Raw genomic sequence first — 15,125 nt, 5'->3', positions numbered from 1 at the left:
GCCGCACCGCTGATGCTCACCGCCTCCGCCACGACCGCCTCGGCCGCCCCCGACCCCGGGAAGAGGGGTGAGCAGTTGGCGCGGAAGCTGGTCGGGCGGGCGAGCGCCGAGGGCGCCATGCGGCACCTGAAGGCGTTCCAGGCCATCGCCGACCGCAACGGCGGGAACCGCGCCGCCGGCACCCCCGGCCACGCTCGGTCCGCCACGTACGCGGGCGCGCTGCTCGAGGCCGCCGGCTACGAGGTCACCTACCAGAACTTCGACTTCGTCTACCGCGAGACGCTCGCGGAGCGGCTGACGGTCCTCACCCCCGCCGAGCGCGACGTCCCCGTCACGCTGATGACGTACACCAAGAGCACGCCCGAGGGCGGCATCGAGGCGCCCGTCGCAGCCGTGCCCGTGGACGCGGACGGCACCAGCGGCTGCACCGCCGGGGACTTCGCGTCCGGCGACTACACCGGCAGGATCGCCCTGATCCAGCGCGGCGGCTGCTCCTTCGCCGAGAAGCAGGCCGCGGCCGCCGACGCCGGCGCGGTCGCCGCGGTCATCTACAACAACACCGACGGGGCGCTCAACGGCACCCTCGGCGACGCCTCCGCGGGGCGCATCCCCACCGGCGGCATCACCCGGGAGGCGGGCGAGGCGCTGGCGGCCGACGCCGCCCGGGGGACGGTCACCGTCAACCTGGAGGTCCGCGAGTTCCACGAGACGCGCCGCACGCCCAACGTCATCGCCGAGACCCCCGGCGGCGACCCGGACAACGTGGTGATGTTCGGCGCCCACCTGGACTCCGTCCCCGAGGGCCCCGGCATCAACGACAACGCCTCCGGCTCCGCGGGCATCCTGGAGGCCGCCCTCCAGCTCGCCAGGGCCGACCGGAAGGGCGAGCACGCCAACAAGGTGCGCTTCGCCCTGTGGTCCGCCGAGGAGCTGGGCCTCCAGGGCGCCGAGCACTACGTGGCCGGCCTCTCCGCGGCCGAGCGCGACCGGATCGCCCTCTACCTCAACTTCGACATGATCGCCTCGCCCAACTACGGCCTGTTCGTCTACGACGGCGACGACTCCGACGGTGTCGGCGCCGGTCCGGGACCGCAGGGGTCGGCGCAGCTGGAGCACGCGATCAACACCTTCATGCGCGCGCAGGGCCACGAGCCGCGCGGCACCGACTTCACCGGCCGCTCCGACTACGGCCCGTTCATCGAGGTGGGCATCCCCGCCGGCGGCACCTTCACCGGCGCCGAGGGCGTCAAGACCGAGGAGGAGGCCGCCCTGTGGGGCGGTGAGGCCGGGGTCGCGTACGACGCCTGCTACCACCAGGCCTGCGACGACCTGCGCAACGTCAACCGGAAGGCGCTGGACGCCAACGTCGACGTGATCGCCCACGCCGTCGGCGTCTACGCCTGGGACACCGGCTCCCTCGCCGAGGAGGTGCCCTTCGAGCCCACCGGGGGCACCGCGGGCAGCGGCGGCGGCCTGCACGACCACGACCACGACCTCACCGCCTGATCCGGAGGGCGGGGATCGCGGCGGCGGGCGCCCGGAGCACGTGCTCCGGGCGCCCGCCCCGTCGTCCCGCGCCTTCCGCACCGCGCCGCTCCCGCGCACCGCCCCCGCGCGGCGGCCGGTACGGGGAGCTGTGCGGAGGCGCCGGGACCGGACGTGCGCGCCGACCCGCGGACGGAAGGCTGCGCCCTCGGGCGCCGGGCCGGTAGGCTTTCCGTGTGATCTTCAAGCGAATCGGAAACGGGCGTCCGTACCCGGACCATGGCCGGGATAGCACCCGTCAGTGGGCGGACGTCGCCCCCCGGCCGGTGCGCCTTGACCAGCTCGTCACCACCAAGGGCCAGCTCGACCTGGAGACCCTGCTCGCCGAGGACTCCACCTTCTACGGCGACCTCTTCGCCCACGTCGTGAAGTGGAACGGGGACCTCTACCTGGAGGACGGACTGCACCGCGCCGTGCGGGCGGCCCTCCAGCAGCGGCAGGTGCTGCACGCGCGCGTGCTCGAACTCGACTGACGGCGCTCCCGGACGGACCGGCTCCCGGCCGTCCCGGGTGCCCGCGTTGACCCTTTCGGGGCGGACTGCGGTGCGTGCATTGATCGTTTAGTAGGCATTACGGCCTCTCCGCACTACGCTGCGCCCATGAGCATGCTCACTCCTCCCGGCATGGGCGGCAAGTACCGCATCACGGGTGACGGCTACCCGCGCATGCGGCGCCCGCGCAGGCGCCGCAGGATCGCCGCCGTCACGGTCGCGGCGGCCGCCGCCCTCGGAGTGCTCTCCTGGGGGACGGTGCAGCTCTACGACACCTTCACCGGCGGCGGCACCTCGGTGCAGCTCGCCTCCGACGGCCGGAACTGCGAGCGCGGGACCGGGGGGAAGGACGCGGCGGGGGGCTCCCCGCCCTCGCCGAGGGCCCTGCCGGAGCCCTCGGCCATCACGGTCAACGTCTACAACGCCACCACCCGCGGCGGCCTGGCCAGGAAGACCGCGGACGCGCTGGAGAAGCGCGGCTTCCGCATCGGCGAGGTGGCCAACGCCCCGGCCTCCCTCGACAAGAAGGTCAAGGAGGCCGGGCTGCTGATGGGGCCGCCGAGCGCGTACGGCAGCGGCGCCCTGGACGTCCTGCGCACCCAGCTTCCCCAGGCGGAGACCAGGGCCGCCGGGCGCGGCGGCTCCCCGAAGCCCTCCGCGTCCCCGGACGCCTCCGGGAAGCCGGGCGCCGGGAAGGCCGCCGCGGGCACCGTGGTGGACCTGGTGATCGGCGACGCCTTCGACGGCCTGGCCGCCGAGAAGGCCGCGCGCAAGGCCCTGGCGGCCCTCGCCGCCCCCTCGCCCTCGCCGTCCCCCTCGGCCTGCTGACGGCCGCTCCGGCCGGCCGGGCCGCGGGGCCGCCGGCCGGCTAGCCCGCCGTCCCGTACATGCGGTCGCCCGCGTCGCCGAGGCCCGGGACGATGTAGCCGTCCTCGTTGAGCCGCTCGTCGACCGAGGCGGTCACCACCGTCACCGGCGTGCCCGCCAGCTCGCGCTCCATCAGCTCCGCGCCCTCGGGCGCGGCCAGCAGGCACAGCGCCGTGACGTCGTCGGCGCCGCGCCTGATCAGCTCGCGGATCGCCGCCACCAGCGTGCCGCCCGTCGCCAGCATCGGGTCCAGCACGTACACCTGGCGGCCGGAGAGGTCGTCCGGCATCCGGGTGGCGTACGTGGACGCCTGCAGCGTCCGCTCGTCGCGGATCATGCCGAGGAAGCCGACCTCGGCGGTGGGCAGCAGCCGCACCATCCCGTCCAGCATCCCCAGCCCGGCCCGCAGGATCGGCACCACCAGCGGACGCGGGTGGGAGAGCCGCACGCCCGTCGTCCGCGTCACCGGGGTGGTGATGTCCACCGGCTCGATGCGCACGTCCCGGGTGGCCTCGTAGGCCAGCAGCGTCACCAGCTCGTCGGCGAGCCGCCGGAAGGTGGGTGAGTCGGTGCGCTCGTCGCGCAGCGTGGTGAGTTTGTGCGCCACCAGCGGGTGGTCGACGACGTGAATCCGCATGCCCCGACAGTAACCCGAGGCACCGGAGGCGGTCGCACTGGCGTACAGGCGGCTTTTCGGGGGAGAGTGAACGGGTGTGACCGGAGGTGTGGCCGTATGCCCGAACCGAGGGAACAGCAGGACGATGCGCCCGGAGCCCGCCGGGCGCGCATACGCGGGTCCGGGCGGGAGCGGACCGGCCGGGAGGAACGGCTCGGCCGCCGGAGCCGGCAGGCCCCGCGTCCGGGCCGGGACGGCGCGGACGGCGCGGACGGTGCGTCCGCCCCGGGCGACCGGGCCGGACGGAGCCGGCCGGACCTCCGGGAGAGGCAGCGGGAGCAGCGGGAGCGGGCCGCGGGCCCCCCGCCCCCCGGCGAGTCCGAGAGCGACGCGGAGCGGCGCCGCCGGCGGGCGGTCTTCCTCCGCGAACTGAACGAGGCGAAGGCCCTGCGCGAGAGGGTCCAGCCACGCCGCGCCCGCGCCGCGCGCATGCGGCAGGCGATGCGGATGAGAACATTCCGCTGGTAGAGACGCGCAACACCCACACGCCGCACAGCCGAAGACCTCTCGCGAAGCGCCGGTTTCTGCCACGATTCCGATTGGGCGGGGCGCGGTCCCGTCAGCACTCGGGCACCTGAAACCAGTGGGAGAGTCACGGTGTACTTCGCCGCACTGCTCGCGCGCACCGAAGACGGGTGGGAAGCGAGCGACACGGAACTCGACGAGGTCGAGACGCTGGCCGATCTCGCCGACCTGGCCCGGGAGGCCGCTGAGGACGACGAGCCGGTCCTGGTCTGCATCGAACAGGAGGGCGCCTGGTTCGGCGTCGTCCGTGTGGAGGGCGAGGACGATCCTCGCATCTTCGTGTCGGACGCGGCCGCGGCCGCACGCAGCTCGTACGGGGAGATCCTGCTCACCGACGAACTCCTCGGCCGCGACCCGGACGACGGGGACGACCTCGACCTGCTCGTCGACCTCGACGGCACGGAGGACGGCGATCCCGTGCAGGGCGACGAGGACGACGAGGACGGCGCGGAAGCCGTCGGCTCGGTCCCGGCGGGTCCGGTGGGCGACACCGGCCTGCTGGCCGACTTCGGCCTGGGGGAGAAGGACCTCCTCTCGCTGACCTCGCACGACGCGCTGAGCGAGATCGCCGACGCGCTCGGCTGCACGGACATGCTGGAGGCCGTCCGGTAGGCGGCGGCGCACGGGGCCCGGTCCGCACGGTCCGCGGCCGGGCGGCGCGGCCCGCGAGGCGGCGGGCCCGTACGGCGGCCGGCGGGGGGCGGGACACTGGAGCCATGGACGTTCCGCCGCCCGAACCGCTCGAACCGGCCGCCGCCGCGGCCGGTCCCTCCGCACCCGCCCTTCCGGGGGATCCGCTGCGCGATCCGTGGCGGCCGGCCATGCGCCGCGCCCTGGAGGAGGCCGGCCGGGCCCCGGCCACCGGTGACGTGCCCGTCGGCGCGATCGTCCTGGGCCCGGACGGCGCGGTGCTCGGCCGCGGCCGGAACGAGCGCGAGGCCACCGGCGACCCCACGGCGCACGCGGAGGTCCTCGCGCTCCGCGAGGCCGCCCGCACGCTCGGGGAGTGGCGGCTCTCCGGCTGCACGCTGGTGGTGACGCTGGAGCCGTGCACGATGTGCGCGGGCGCGATCGTGCTGTCCCGCGTGGACCGGGTGGTCTACGGGGCGGTGGACGAGAAGGCGGGCGCGGCCGGCTCGCTGTGGGACGTCGTGCGGGACCGCAGGCTCAACCACCGTCCGGAGGTGGTCTCCGGGGTGCTGGAGCGGGAGTGCGCCGCCCTCCTGACCGGCTTCTTCCGCGGCTCCGGCAAGGGCCCCGGGACCCGCCGGGACACCGCCGCGGACACCGATTTCGGAGCACGGCCGCCCGTGGGCTAAGCTCTCCCTCGGTAGCGTGTCCGAGCGGCCGAAGGAGCTCGCCTCGAAAGCGAGTGTGGGGGCAACTCCACCGTGGGTTCAAATCCCACCGCTACCGCGGCAACCGGAGGGCCCCCTCGCCACGAGGGGGCCCTCCGCCGTGTCCGGGCCGGTGTCCCGCTCCCGTCCCCGCCGCGGCCGCGCCGGGCGCCGCGCCCCGCCTTCCCCAGAACCCTGGGACGACGGGGCGGTGCCGGTTTAGACTCTCGCGACCGCCTGGGCGGGTCTTTGTGTTCGAGGGCACTCGGGGATGTTCGGGAGAGGCAGGACGACTGTGGACGCGAAGAAGACCGTGCTCTACGCACTCCTCGCCTTCATCCTGTACACGATCATCTCCTCCCCCGACCGCGCCGCCGAGCTGGTCGGCGTGGGCTTCGAGGGCATATCGAACGCCGCGAAGGGCATCGGCGCCTTCATGACCGAGCTGGTGAACTGACCGCCTCCTCCCGCCGTTCCGCCCGCACCGGGACCGCCCCGACCGCCCGCCGGGCACTCCGCGGCCGGCGGGGCGGCCCGGGCCCGCCGGGGCCCCTCCTCCCGTCCCTTCCCCGCCCGGTTCCCTCCCCCGCGCTCCGGGGGGTGCCCCGGACGGGGGGCGGCCGTGCGCGCAACCGCAACAACACGGAGTTATACGGTGCTTGCACATGGTGCATATAACTTGTGATGCTATGACCGCTTTTGCCGGATGAGTCAATTGAAGGGGTTGGACGAACGGTGGCGGCCACGCAGACCCTTCCCCAGACCCCGCCCGGGTCGGCCCCCAGCCGTCGGAGCGCCGAGACCCGCGCCCTGACGCAGGTGCTCTTCGAGCGCCTCTCCGGTCTGGAGCCCGGCACCCCCGAGCACGAGCGGGTCCGCGCCGCCCTGATCGAGGCCAACGTCCCCCTCGTCCGCTACGTCGCCGCCCGCTTCCGCAGCCGCAACGAGCCGATGGAGGACGTCGTCCAGGTCGGCACCATCGGCCTGATCAACGCCATCGACCGCTTCGACCCCGGCCGGGGCGTGCAGTTCCCGACGTTCGCGATGCCCACGATCGTCGGCGAGATCCGCCGCTACTTCCGCGACAACGTCCGCACCGTCCACGTGCCCCGGCGGCTGCACGAGATGTGGGTGCAGGTCAGCAGTGCGACGGAGGACCTGACCGTGCTGCACGGCCGCTCCCCCACCACCGCCGAGATCGCCGAGCGGCTGCGGATCAGCGAGGAGGACGTCCTCGCCTGCCTGGAGGCCGGCCGCGCCTACCGGGCCACCTCCCTGGAGGCCGCCCAGGAGCGGGAGGACGGCATGCCCGGGCTCATCGACCGGCTCGGCTACGAGGACCCGGCGCTGGACGGCGTCGAGCACCGCGACCTCGTCCGGCACCTGCTCGTCCAGCTCCCCGAGCGCGAGCAGCGCATCCTGCTGCTGCGCTACTACCGGAACCTGACGCAGTCGCAGATCAGCGCCGAGCTGGGCGTCTCCCAGATGCACGTGTCCCGGCTGCTGTCCCGGAGCTTCGCCCGTCTGCGTGCCGCAAATCCCCTCGACGTGTAACTCCCGCGGGTGACACACGTTCGGGCGCATCCCCATCCCCAGCAGTGCAGTTTTATCGACAAGGGGCTACGTCGTGTTGCCCACTTGTGACATTCTGCGAGAACTGCGTTTGCCGCGACGGCGCCGCCGGTATCCACCGAGAGGTGCCTCCCTCGCGTCCGAGGGTGCCGCCGCGACCCGTCCGCGACCTCAAGGGGGTGGCATGTCCGTAGAACTGGGCAGCTCGAAGGTGCTCGCCGAGCCCGAGCAGCAGACCGACGAAGCGCCGTACGTTCCCGCAGACTGCGACGCCATCGACACCCGCACCCTCTCCCGCTCCCTCTTCCAGCGGCTGGCCGCACTCGACGCCGACAGCCCCGAGCGCGCCTACGTCCGCGACACCCTCATCGAGCTCAACCTCCCGCTCGTGCGGTACGCGGCGGCCCGTTTCCGCAGCCGCAACGAGCCGATGGAGGACATCGTCCAGGTCGGCACCATCGGCCTGATCAAGGCCATCGACCGCTTCGACTGCGAACGCGGCGTGGAGTTCCCGACGTTCGCGATGCCGACGGTCGTCGGCGAGATCAAGCGCTTCTTCCGCGACACCTCCTGGTCCGTGCGCGTCCCCCGGCGCCTGCAGGAGCTGCGTCTGGCGCTCACCAAGGCCGGTGACGAACTGTCCCAGAAGCTCGACCGGTCGCCGACGGTCGCCGAGCTGGCCGCCGTGCTCGGGGTGTCCGAGGAGGACGTGGTGGACGGGCTCGCCGTGGGCAACGCCTACACGGCCAGCTCGCTGGACTCCCCGGCCCCCGAGGAGGAGGGCGGCGAGGGCTCCCTCGCGGACCGCCTGGGGTACGAGGACAGCGCGCTGGAGGGCGTGGAGTACCGCGAGTCGCTCAAGCCGCTGCTGGCCAAACTGCCGCCGCGCGAACGGCAGATCATCATGCTGCGCTTCTTCGCGAACATGACGCAGTCGCAGATCGGCGAGCAGGTCGGCATCTCGCAGATGCACGTCTCGCGGCTGCTGACGCGCACGCTCGCGCAGCTGCGGGACGGCCTCGTCGCGGAGGAGTGACGCGGCACGGCGGAGGAAGGGCCCGGCCGCCGGGCACACCTCGCGCACACGGGTGGACAGCCGCCGGGACGGAGTGGAGAGCCGTCCGGCGGCTGTCCCCGTTCCGGCGCCGCCCGGCCCCGCGGGACGGTGCGGCGCCGGGTGTCAGGAGAGGGCGAACCAGACGACGGCGGCGATGACCGCGACAGCGGCGACGATCCCGACGATCAGACCGACCCGCGGCCCGGAGGAGGGGGTCGCGGCAGGCGGGCGCGGGCCGTCGTCGTCGACGAAGGCGCGGAACATCTGAGTGCTTCCGGCCGGGTCGTGGTTGCCGGCCGGGCCCTGGGGTGCATGGGGGTTGTGAGCCATGCCTCCGGACCCTAGCGAACCCGGCGGTAGCCGGTCACCTCGCCCGGACGGCACGCACCGCCCCGCACGGCGGTCACCGGCACTTGACGAGCGGTCCACCCAGCCTTGACGAACTGTTTGCCCCTGCACGCCCGATTTCATTTGCTTGGGGACACCAACGAAACATATGCTTGCCCTAAGCAACAAACTTGGCGGCCGTACGGGGGAAGGAGGTCGGTGATGGCGGCTCCCACCTCCCCGCCCGCTCCCACGACCGCCGCCTCCGCGGCCGTCCCCTGCGGTGAACCGGCCCGAGAGGTCGGCCTCGTCGGTACGGTCCGGCGGGAGCCGGCTCGCGCCGTGCCGCACGGCTGCCCGTCTCCCCCGGCAGCCGCGCCGGGCCTGCCGAGGCGGCACGGCGGGATGCGGACGACCCGGCTCACCGACCTGATGGGCACCGACGCGTCCGCCACCGGCCGCCACGTGGCACACGCCGTCGACCGCGGCCGGATCGACCGGCGGCCCGACTCCCGCGGCGGCCGGATCCGGCTGCTGCGGCCGACCGGGGACGGCAGGACGCCGCTGGCCGAGATGCACGAGCGCACCAGCGGGGCACCCGTCCGGCACCTGGCGGACCGGTCCGCCGGGGACGCCGGACGCCTCACCGAACCGCCGGCGCGGCTGCGGGCGGACTGCGGCGGCCCCCGCGGCGCCGGGAGCGCCCGCAGCACCGCCCCACACCCCGCCCCGGACGTCTGAACGGCGCGCCGCGGGACGGTGCCGGGCGCGCCCCCGAGGGTGCGTGCCCGGCACCGGTCCCGCGGCGCGGCCGCCGCACGGTCCGGAACCGGCGCGGCGGAGGACACGACGCAACGAACCGGAAGAGACAGAAGGCAAGGAGCGCATGGCCACGTCCACACCACCGAAGGCGCGGCGGGACGACCCCTCCCGCACCGATCAGGACGCCGAAACGGCGAGCATGACACACCGGCAGATCATGGAGGCGCTGTCGGGGCTGCTGCTCGGCATGTTCGTCTCGATCCTGTCCTCGACGGTCGTCTCCAACGCCCTGCCCCAGATCATCTCGGACCTGGGCGGCGGGCAGAGCTCCTACACCTGGGTGGTGACGGCGGCCCTGCTGACCATGACCGCCTCCACCCCGCTGTGGGGCAAGCTGGCCGACCTCTTCAGCAAGAAGCTGCTGGTGCAGCTGGCGCTGGTGATCTTCGTCCTGGCCTCCGCGGGCGCCGGCCTGGCGCAGGACACCGGCACCCTGATCGCCTTCCGCGCGGTGCAGGGCCTGGGCGCGGGCGGTCTGGCCGCGCTCTCCCAGATCATCATCGCCGCGATGATCCCCCCGCGTGAACGCGGCCGGTACAGCGGTTACCTGGGCGCCACCTTCGCCGTCGCCACCGTCGGCGGCCCGCTCCTCGGCGGCGTCATCACCGACACCCCCTGGCTCGGCTGGCGCTGGTGCTTCTACGTGGGCGTGCCCTTCGCCGTCCTGGCCCTGCTCGTGCTCCAGAAGACGCTGCACCTGCCGGTGGTCAGGCGCGACGACGTGAAGGTCGACTGGCTGGGCGCCTTCCTGGTCACCGCCTCCGTCTCCCTGCTGCTGATATGGGTGACGCTGGCCGGCGACAGCTACGACTGGCTCTCCTGGCAGTCCGGTGCGATGGTCGGCGCCTCCGTCGTCCTCGGCGCGGCCTTCGTCCTCGTCGAGTCCCGGGCCGCGGAGCCGATCATCCCCCTCGGTCTCTTCCGCAACCGCACCATCACGCTCACCGCGCTGGCGTCGCTCTTCGTCGGCATCGCGATGTTCGGCGCGTCCGTCTTCCTCAGCCAGTACTTCCAGCTGGCCCGCGGCGAGTCGCCGACGATGTCCGGGGTGCTGACGATCCCGATGATCGGCGGGCTCTTCGTCTCCTCCACCGTCTCCGGGCTGGTGATCACCCGCACCGGCCGCTGGAAGGCCTGGTTGGTGGCGGGCGGTGTCCTGCTCTCCGCCGGGCTCGGCCTGCTGGGCACCATGCGGTACGACACCCCGTACTGGCACATAGCCGTCTTCATGGCGCTGCTGGGCACCGGCATCGGCATGATGATGCAGAACCTCGTCCTGGCCACCCAGAACCAGGTCGCCCTCTCCGAACTGGGCGCGGCCAGCTCCGTGCTCACCTTCTTCCGCTCGCTCGGCGGCGCGGTCGGCGTCTCGGTGCTCGGCGCGGTGCTCGCCCAGCGCATCACCGACTACGTCGCCGACGGCATGGCGGAGCTGGGCATCCGCTCCGAGGGCGCGACCGGCGGCGACGGCAGCGCCATTCCGGACCTGGACGCGCTCCCCGCCCCGGTCCGCACGGTCGTGGAGAGCGCCTACGGCCACGGCGTCGCCGACATCTACCTGTACGCCGCCCCGGTCGCGGTACTGGCCCTGCTGCTGGTGCTGTTCGTCAAGGAGGTGCCGCTGCGCACCGTGCTGGACCCCTCGCGGGGCACCGCGGACCCCGCGGACCCCGCGGACCCCGCGGAACGGACGGAGAAGACCCCGGCCTGACCTCCAAAGCAGCTTCCGCCCCGCCTCCCGCAGCATGCGAAGGCCCCGGCGCGCTCGCGCCGGGGCCTTCCGCGCGCCACCCGCCCACCGCCGCCGTCACCGCCGCCTCGGGGCACCGGCGGGAGCGGATGTTTCACGGGAAACATCGCGGTACGACAAAATGCCGGTCCGGAGGAACGGTTTCCGCCCCGCGGACCACCGCCGGTCAGGGGGCGCCGCCGCCCGGCCCGGCGCCGCGCTCCCGGTCCCCGCCCGCCTCCCGGTCCCCGTCACGCATCCTCTCCATCCCGGCGATGAGGCACTCCAGCGCGGTGTCGAAGTCACGCTGCCTCATCTCGTCCACCGTGCCGCCCCGCTCCCCCACCAGTTCCAGCGCCTCCGCATACTCGGCGCGTCCCCGCACCTTGCCGAAGACCAGGCCGTAGAACTCGTCGGGTCCCAACCCGGCCTCGCGGCAGCGGCTGTTCCAGTTGGCCTCGATGGTGCCGAAGCCGTACACGAACTGGAAGAGTGCCGCGAGCGCCCCGGCGATCCGGTCCCTGGGCAGCCCGGCCCGCTCGACGACGCGCCGGGCCGCGTCCGCGAACCGGGTGGCCCGGGGGCCGACGTTGAGGTACCGGCCGAGTATCGACGACACCCAGGGGTGGCCGACCAGCAGTCTGCGGTACTCCCCGGCCAGGTGCCGCGCCTGGTCGCGCCAGTCGGCGTCCGGGTCCTCGGCGGGAAGGTCGACCTCCCCGAACACCGAGTCCATCGCGAGCTCCAGCAGGTCGTCCTTGGTGTCCACGTACCAGTACACGGACATCGCGGTGACACCCAGCTCGGCCGCGAGGCGGCGCATGGAGAACCTCTCCAGCCCCTCGGCGTCCAGCAGCCGCACGGCGGCCGCGGTGATCCTCTCGCGGTCCAGGCCGGAGGGCTGCTCGGCGGCCGTCCTCCGCCGGGGCTCGGGCCGGTCGTCCAGCCACACGCTGGTCCGGGCCGGACGGCCGGCGCGACTGCCGGATGCCATGGCGGGCTCCCCTTCGGTAGATCGGGCGGGACGGGCGGGCGGCTGCCGGGGCCGCACCCCGTCACGCCCGATGCTATGCGGCGCCCGGCCGCCCGCTCCCCTGCCGTCCGGCGGCCTCCGGTGCCGGGCCCCCTGCCTCCCGCGCACCCTCCGCCGCGGGCTCCGTCCGCCCCGTGCGCTCCGCGCGCCGGAGCAGTACGGCCGCGAGCACGCCGCCCGCGAACACGGCCGCCGCACCGGCGAGCTGGCTGACGGCGATGCCGTCCGCGAACGCCTCCCGGACGGCGGACTGTTCGGCTCCGGTGCGGACGGCGCCCAGCGCCTCCGGCAGCGATCCGGCACCCGCCGCGACGGCCGGGAGCAGCGCGACGAACCGCGAGTTGAGCACCGCGCCCAGGACCGCGACACCCAGCCCGTTGCCGAACTCCGCGAGCGTGCCGTTGACCCCGGCGCCCACCCCGGCCTTCTCCGGCGGGATCGCGGACATGATGGCGTTGGCCATGGCGGGCATCGCCAGGGCGATCCCGGCGCCCATCACCACCAGGCCCAGCAGCATCCCCCCGTAGGAGTCCGCGCCGAGCAGGGCGACGGCCACCAGTCCGGCCGACAGCAGCGCCATGCCGCCCACGATGGCGGCCGGCGTGCCGTACCGGACCAGCAGCCGCGCCCCCACCCCGGAGAAGTTGAGCACCACGACGGTCAATGCCAGCGGCGCGGTGCGCAGTCCGGCCTCCAGCGGCTCGTACCCGAGCACGAACTGCAGGTGCTGCGTCAGCAGGAAGAGCGAGCCGGCCATCCCGAAGGCGACCAGGATGCCGCCCAGGACGGCGCCGACGAACCGCCGGTCGCGGAAGAAGCCCATGTCCAGCATCGGGTGGGGGACGCGGCGCTCCCACAGCACGAAGGCGGCCAGCACCACCGCGCCGAAGGAACCGACGGCCAGCACCCGCACCGACGTCCAGCCGTGCTCCGGGCCGGAGATGATCGCGTGGACGACGGCGGTCATGCCCGTGATGGAGAGCAGGGCCCCCACCACGTCCGGGCGCTCGCCGCCCCGGCTCCCGGACTCCGGCACCAGCCGGGCCACGGCGGCCAGGGCGATCACCACGACCGGCAGGTTGACCAGGAAGATCGCTCCCCACCAGAAGTGGTCGAGCAGGAAGCCGCCGGCCAGCGGCCCGCCGGCGAAGCCCAGGGAGTTGATCGCGCCCCAGATGCCGATGGCCTTCGGCCGCTCGGCGTCGTCGAAGACCTGCACGATGACGGCGAGGGTGGTCGTCATCAGCAGTGCCCCGCCGATCCCCATGCCCGCCCGGGCGGCGATCAGTTCCCCGGAGGAGCCCGAGAGCCCGGCGGCGAGCGAGCCCAGCCCGAAGAGGACGAGCCCGAGCAGGAGCATCCGCCTGCGCCCGTAGCGGTCGGCGGCGTTGCCCGCGGTCAGCAGCAGGCCCGACTGCACCAGGGCGTAGGCGTTGACCATCCACTGCACGTCGGCCGTGGAGGCGTCCAGCTCCCGGGTCAGGGAGGGGATCGCGACGTTGAGGATCGTGTTGTCCAGCAGAACGGTGAGCTGCGCCAGGCAGATCACACCGAGGATCGCCCAGCGCCGGGGGTGGCCTCCGCCACCCGGGCGCGCAGCGTTCTGCTCGGTGGCGGTGGCTGCCACGGGACCTCCTTGTACGGTGCATAAGAAAACGTCGCTGTACACCGTACAAGGAAGGGTCGGATCTCCGCACCGCCTTTTCCACCGCCCCCGCCCGGCAGGGACGGCGGGACGGGACGACAGCAGGAGGGCCGAGCGGAGGACGGAAGGCCGGCAGAGGGGGAACGGGGCGGACCGGAGGGCCGGCACGGTCGCCGGGGAACGCCGAAGGCCCCGCCGGTTTCCCGGCGGGGCCTTCGATGTGCTGCGCGCTCGGCAGGATTCGAACCTGCAACCTTCTGATCCGTAGTCAGATGCTCTATCCGTTAAGCTACGAGCGCTTGGCTTCCCGGCTTTTTCCGGCCGGTCGGCGTTGCGGGAACAACATTACATGACCGGCGCCCAGAGGTGAAATCCGCTTGGTCCACCCGCACTGACCTGCGGTGATTCCCCCCGCGACCCCGATCCCACCCGGCCGGGGCGGCCGTGCCCCCACCCACCGCGGAGGCCACCGCACACATCCGGCCGCCCCGGCGCACGGAACGGCGGAAGCGGCGCGAGTGCGGAGCGGCGGACGCCCCGGAACGGCACAGACCCCGGAACGACGGAAGCCCCGGCCGCTCGGACCGGGGCTCCAACGATCGTGGTGATCGGGCGGAGGCTGAGGGATTTGAACCCTCGATGGGCGGTAAAGCCCAAACCGCATTAGCAGTGCGGCGCCATAGACCAGACTAGGCGAAGCCTCCCCACACAACGCGCCAGCGCGACGTGTGTGTGCTGATGATGGCACAGCCCAGGGGCTGTCTCCAATCGCCACCTACGTTACCCGGGCGGCGGCCCCGCGGGCAAAGGAGTTCGCCGCCGGTGGCGGCGTGGCCGCGGGGCGGACGGGTGGCCGTGCGCAACGGCGCGCGGCGCGGCGCGTTGGAGAGGGAAGAGGGGAGACGGCCCGCGCGCCCGCGGGCCGGCCCGCCGTGAACACCTTTCCGGGAGAGCCACCATGTCGCGCCGTACCGTCTCGCGCCGCACCGCCGCCGTCCTCGCCGGAGCCGCCGCGCTCGCCGTGCTCGCCGCCCCCGCCGCGGCCCGCCCCTGGCCGCACCCCGTACCGCCGCCCGCCCGGCAGGACCACCTCACCATCTCCGTCACCGGGGAGGGCGCGACCGCGGACGGCCTCCTGCCGGGCGGACGGACCTACACCCTCGACTGCCACCCCGCCGGGGGCAGTCACCCCGACGCCCTCGCCGCCTGCGACGCCGTCGACCGGGCCGACCAGGGCCGGCGCGACCCCTGGCAACCGGTCCCGGAGGGGGCGGTCTGCGCCCAGATCCACGGCGGCCCGGCGACCGCCCGCGTCACCGGGGTGTGGCGCGGGACCCGGGTGGACGCCCGCTTCGACCGGACGGACGGCTGCGAGATCGCCCGCTGGGACGCCCTCGTGCCCGCCCTCCCCGGCCCGGAGGCGTGACCGGGGACGGTCCGGCCGGACGGGACGGCGCGGATCCGGAAGGCGGGGAGGGGAGGGGGGAGGAGCAGGACGG

General features: G+C 73.9%; 16 protein-coding genes and 3 tRNA genes. 13 read left to right on the top strand and 6 right to left on the bottom strand.

Annotated features, from left to right (window positions below):
* The first annotated feature begins 12 nt into the window (after window positions 1-12).
* From ACFSJS_RS05295 to ACFSJS_RS05285, 3 genes are all read left to right on the top strand, one after another.
* Window positions 13-1,506, top strand: coding sequence for a M28 family metallopeptidase (locus ACFSJS_RS05295; protein WP_380897593.1), 1,494 nt, complete (start codon window positions 13-15; stop codon window positions 1,504-1,506).
* Between the two features lie 215 nt (window positions 1,507-1,721).
* On the top strand, window positions 1,722-2,018 hold the full coding sequence (locus tag ACFSJS_RS05290) for a type II toxin-antitoxin system VapB family antitoxin (protein ID WP_162466166.1): 297 nt from the start codon (window positions 1,722-1,724) through the stop codon (window positions 2,016-2,018).
* 126 nt (window positions 2,019-2,144) lie between these two features.
* Complete coding sequence (locus ACFSJS_RS05285; RefSeq protein ID WP_380897257.1) at window positions 2,145-2,864, top strand: LytR C-terminal domain-containing protein; 720 nt, start codon at window positions 2,145-2,147, stop codon at window positions 2,862-2,864.
* Window positions 2,865-2,904: 40 nt separating this feature from the next.
* Here the strand turns inward: ACFSJS_RS05285 and upp are convergent, their stop codons facing one another.
* Window positions 2,905-3,540 carry a uracil phosphoribosyltransferase gene (gene upp / locus ACFSJS_RS05280; RefSeq protein WP_380897255.1) on the bottom strand — a complete coding sequence of 212 codons (636 nt, stop codon included), beginning with the start codon at window positions 3,538-3,540 and terminating at the stop codon, window positions 2,905-2,907.
* 96 nt (window positions 3,541-3,636) lie between these two features.
* On the opposite strand from upp, the gene ACFSJS_RS05275 reads away from it, so the two are divergent.
* From ACFSJS_RS05275 to ACFSJS_RS05245, 7 genes are all read left to right on the top strand, one after another.
* Window positions 3,637-4,047 carry a hypothetical protein gene (locus ACFSJS_RS05275; RefSeq protein ID WP_380897253.1) on the top strand — a complete coding sequence of 137 codons (411 nt, stop codon included), beginning with the start codon at window positions 3,637-3,639 and terminating at the stop codon, window positions 4,045-4,047.
* A 129-nt stretch (window positions 4,048-4,176) separates the two neighbouring features.
* Window positions 4,177-4,716 (top strand): tRNA adenosine deaminase-associated protein, encoded by a 540-nt coding sequence (locus ACFSJS_RS05270; protein ID WP_380897251.1) that lies wholly within the window; start codon window positions 4,177-4,179, stop codon window positions 4,714-4,716.
* Window positions 4,717-4,820: 104 nt separating this feature from the next.
* On the top strand, window positions 4,821-5,423 hold the full coding sequence (tadA, locus tag ACFSJS_RS05265) for a tRNA adenosine(34) deaminase TadA (RefSeq protein WP_380897249.1): 603 nt from the start codon (window positions 4,821-4,823) through the stop codon (window positions 5,421-5,423).
* A 10-nt stretch (window positions 5,424-5,433) separates the two neighbouring features.
* Window positions 5,434-5,520 (top strand) — tRNA-Ser (locus ACFSJS_RS05260).
* 192 nt (window positions 5,521-5,712) lie between these two features.
* Window positions 5,713-5,898 (top strand): hypothetical protein, encoded by a 186-nt coding sequence (locus ACFSJS_RS05255; protein ID WP_380897247.1) that lies wholly within the window; start codon window positions 5,713-5,715, stop codon window positions 5,896-5,898.
* Between the two features lie 278 nt (window positions 5,899-6,176).
* Window positions 6,177-6,995: an RNA polymerase sigma factor SigF gene (locus ACFSJS_RS05250; protein WP_380897245.1), complete on the top strand. Its 819-nt coding sequence runs from the start codon at window positions 6,177-6,179 to the stop codon at window positions 6,993-6,995.
* A 202-nt stretch (window positions 6,996-7,197) separates the two neighbouring features.
* Window positions 7,198-8,049: an RNA polymerase sigma factor SigF gene (locus tag ACFSJS_RS05245; RefSeq protein ID WP_380897244.1), complete on the top strand. Its 852-nt coding sequence runs from the start codon at window positions 7,198-7,200 to the stop codon at window positions 8,047-8,049.
* 144 nt (window positions 8,050-8,193) lie between these two features.
* Here the strand turns inward: ACFSJS_RS05245 and ACFSJS_RS05240 are convergent, their stop codons facing one another.
* Entirely contained in the window at window positions 8,194-8,400 is a 207-nt protein-coding gene (locus ACFSJS_RS05240; protein ID WP_380897242.1) for a hypothetical protein, read from the bottom strand.
* Between the two features lie 402 nt (window positions 8,401-8,802).
* Here ACFSJS_RS05240 and ACFSJS_RS05235 point away from each other — a divergent pair, with 402 nt between their 5' ends.
* Together ACFSJS_RS05235 and ACFSJS_RS05230 are read left to right on the top strand one after the other, a co-directional pair.
* Window positions 8,803-9,138: a hypothetical protein gene (locus ACFSJS_RS05235; protein ID WP_380897240.1), complete on the top strand. Its 336-nt coding sequence runs from the start codon at window positions 8,803-8,805 to the stop codon at window positions 9,136-9,138.
* A gap of 220 nt (window positions 9,139-9,358) precedes the next feature.
* Window positions 9,359-10,930 carry an MDR family MFS transporter gene (locus ACFSJS_RS05230; RefSeq protein WP_465269791.1) on the top strand — a complete coding sequence of 524 codons (1,572 nt, stop codon included), beginning with the start codon at window positions 9,359-9,361 and terminating at the stop codon, window positions 10,928-10,930.
* 205 nt (window positions 10,931-11,135) lie between these two features.
* Here ACFSJS_RS05230 and ACFSJS_RS05225 read toward each other — a convergent pair whose 3' ends face one another.
* The 4 genes from ACFSJS_RS05225 to ACFSJS_RS05210 form a co-directional block, all read right to left on the bottom strand.
* Window positions 11,136-11,942 (bottom strand): TetR/AcrR family transcriptional regulator, encoded by an 807-nt coding sequence (locus ACFSJS_RS05225; protein ID WP_380897236.1) that lies wholly within the window; start codon window positions 11,940-11,942, stop codon window positions 11,136-11,138.
* Between the two features lie 73 nt (window positions 11,943-12,015).
* Window positions 12,016-13,608, bottom strand: a complete 1,593-nt coding sequence (locus ACFSJS_RS05220; RefSeq protein WP_380897234.1) for an MFS transporter — start codon at window positions 13,606-13,608, stop codon at window positions 12,016-12,018.
* 244 nt (window positions 13,609-13,852) lie between these two features.
* Window positions 13,853-13,925: transfer RNA gene (locus ACFSJS_RS05215), tRNA-Arg, on the bottom strand.
* Between the two features lie 314 nt (window positions 13,926-14,239).
* Window positions 14,240-14,330 (bottom strand) — tRNA-Ser (locus ACFSJS_RS05210).
* Window positions 14,331-14,584: 254 nt separating this feature from the next.
* On the opposite strand from ACFSJS_RS05210, the gene ACFSJS_RS05205 reads away from it, so the two are divergent.
* Window positions 14,585-15,052 carry an SSI family serine proteinase inhibitor gene (locus tag ACFSJS_RS05205; protein ID WP_380897232.1) on the top strand — a complete coding sequence of 156 codons (468 nt, stop codon included), beginning with the start codon at window positions 14,585-14,587 and terminating at the stop codon, window positions 15,050-15,052.
* The last annotated feature ends 73 nt before the right edge of the window (window positions 15,053-15,125 follow it).

Source organism: Streptomyces desertarenae (genome assembly GCF_042681365.1).
Lineage (GTDB): Bacteria > Actinomycetota > Actinomycetes > Streptomycetales > Streptomycetaceae > Streptomyces > Streptomyces desertarenae.
The sequence above is the reverse complement of the archived record's forward strand: the minus strand, read 5'-3'. Positions and strand labels throughout refer to the sequence as shown.

Bases quoted from the DNA above. Each gene is read 5' to 3' on its own strand.
- ACFSJS_RS05295 (WP_380897593.1), top strand. From the start codon at position 13: ATGCTCACCGCCTCCGCCACGACCGCCTCGGCCGCCCCCGACCCCGGG.
- ACFSJS_RS05285 (WP_380897257.1), top strand. From the start codon at position 2,145: ATGAGCATGCTCACTCCTCCCGGCATGGGCGGCAAGTACCGCATCACG.
- upp (WP_380897255.1), bottom strand. From the start codon at position 3,540: ATGCGGATTCACGTCGTCGACCACCCGCTGGTGGCGCACAAACTCACC.
- ACFSJS_RS05275 (WP_380897253.1), top strand. From the start codon at position 3,637: ATGCCCGAACCGAGGGAACAGCAGGACGATGCGCCCGGAGCCCGCCGG.
- tadA (WP_380897249.1), top strand. From the start codon at position 4,821: ATGGACGTTCCGCCGCCCGAACCGCTCGAACCGGCCGCCGCCGCGGCC.
- ACFSJS_RS05255 (WP_380897247.1), top strand. From the start codon at position 5,713: ATGTTCGGGAGAGGCAGGACGACTGTGGACGCGAAGAAGACCGTGCTC.
- ACFSJS_RS05245 (WP_380897244.1), top strand. From the start codon at position 7,198: ATGTCCGTAGAACTGGGCAGCTCGAAGGTGCTCGCCGAGCCCGAGCAG.
- ACFSJS_RS05240 (WP_380897242.1), bottom strand. From the start codon at position 8,400: ATGGCTCACAACCCCCATGCACCCCAGGGCCCGGCCGGCAACCACGAC.
- ACFSJS_RS05235 (WP_380897240.1), top strand. From the start codon at position 8,803: ATGCGGACGACCCGGCTCACCGACCTGATGGGCACCGACGCGTCCGCC.
- ACFSJS_RS05230 (WP_465269791.1), top strand. From the start codon at position 9,359: ATGACACACCGGCAGATCATGGAGGCGCTGTCGGGGCTGCTGCTCGGC.
- ACFSJS_RS05225 (WP_380897236.1), bottom strand. From the start codon at position 11,942: ATGGCATCCGGCAGTCGCGCCGGCCGTCCGGCCCGGACCAGCGTGTGG.
- ACFSJS_RS05205 (WP_380897232.1), top strand. From the start codon at position 14,585: ATGTCGCGCCGTACCGTCTCGCGCCGCACCGCCGCCGTCCTCGCCGGA.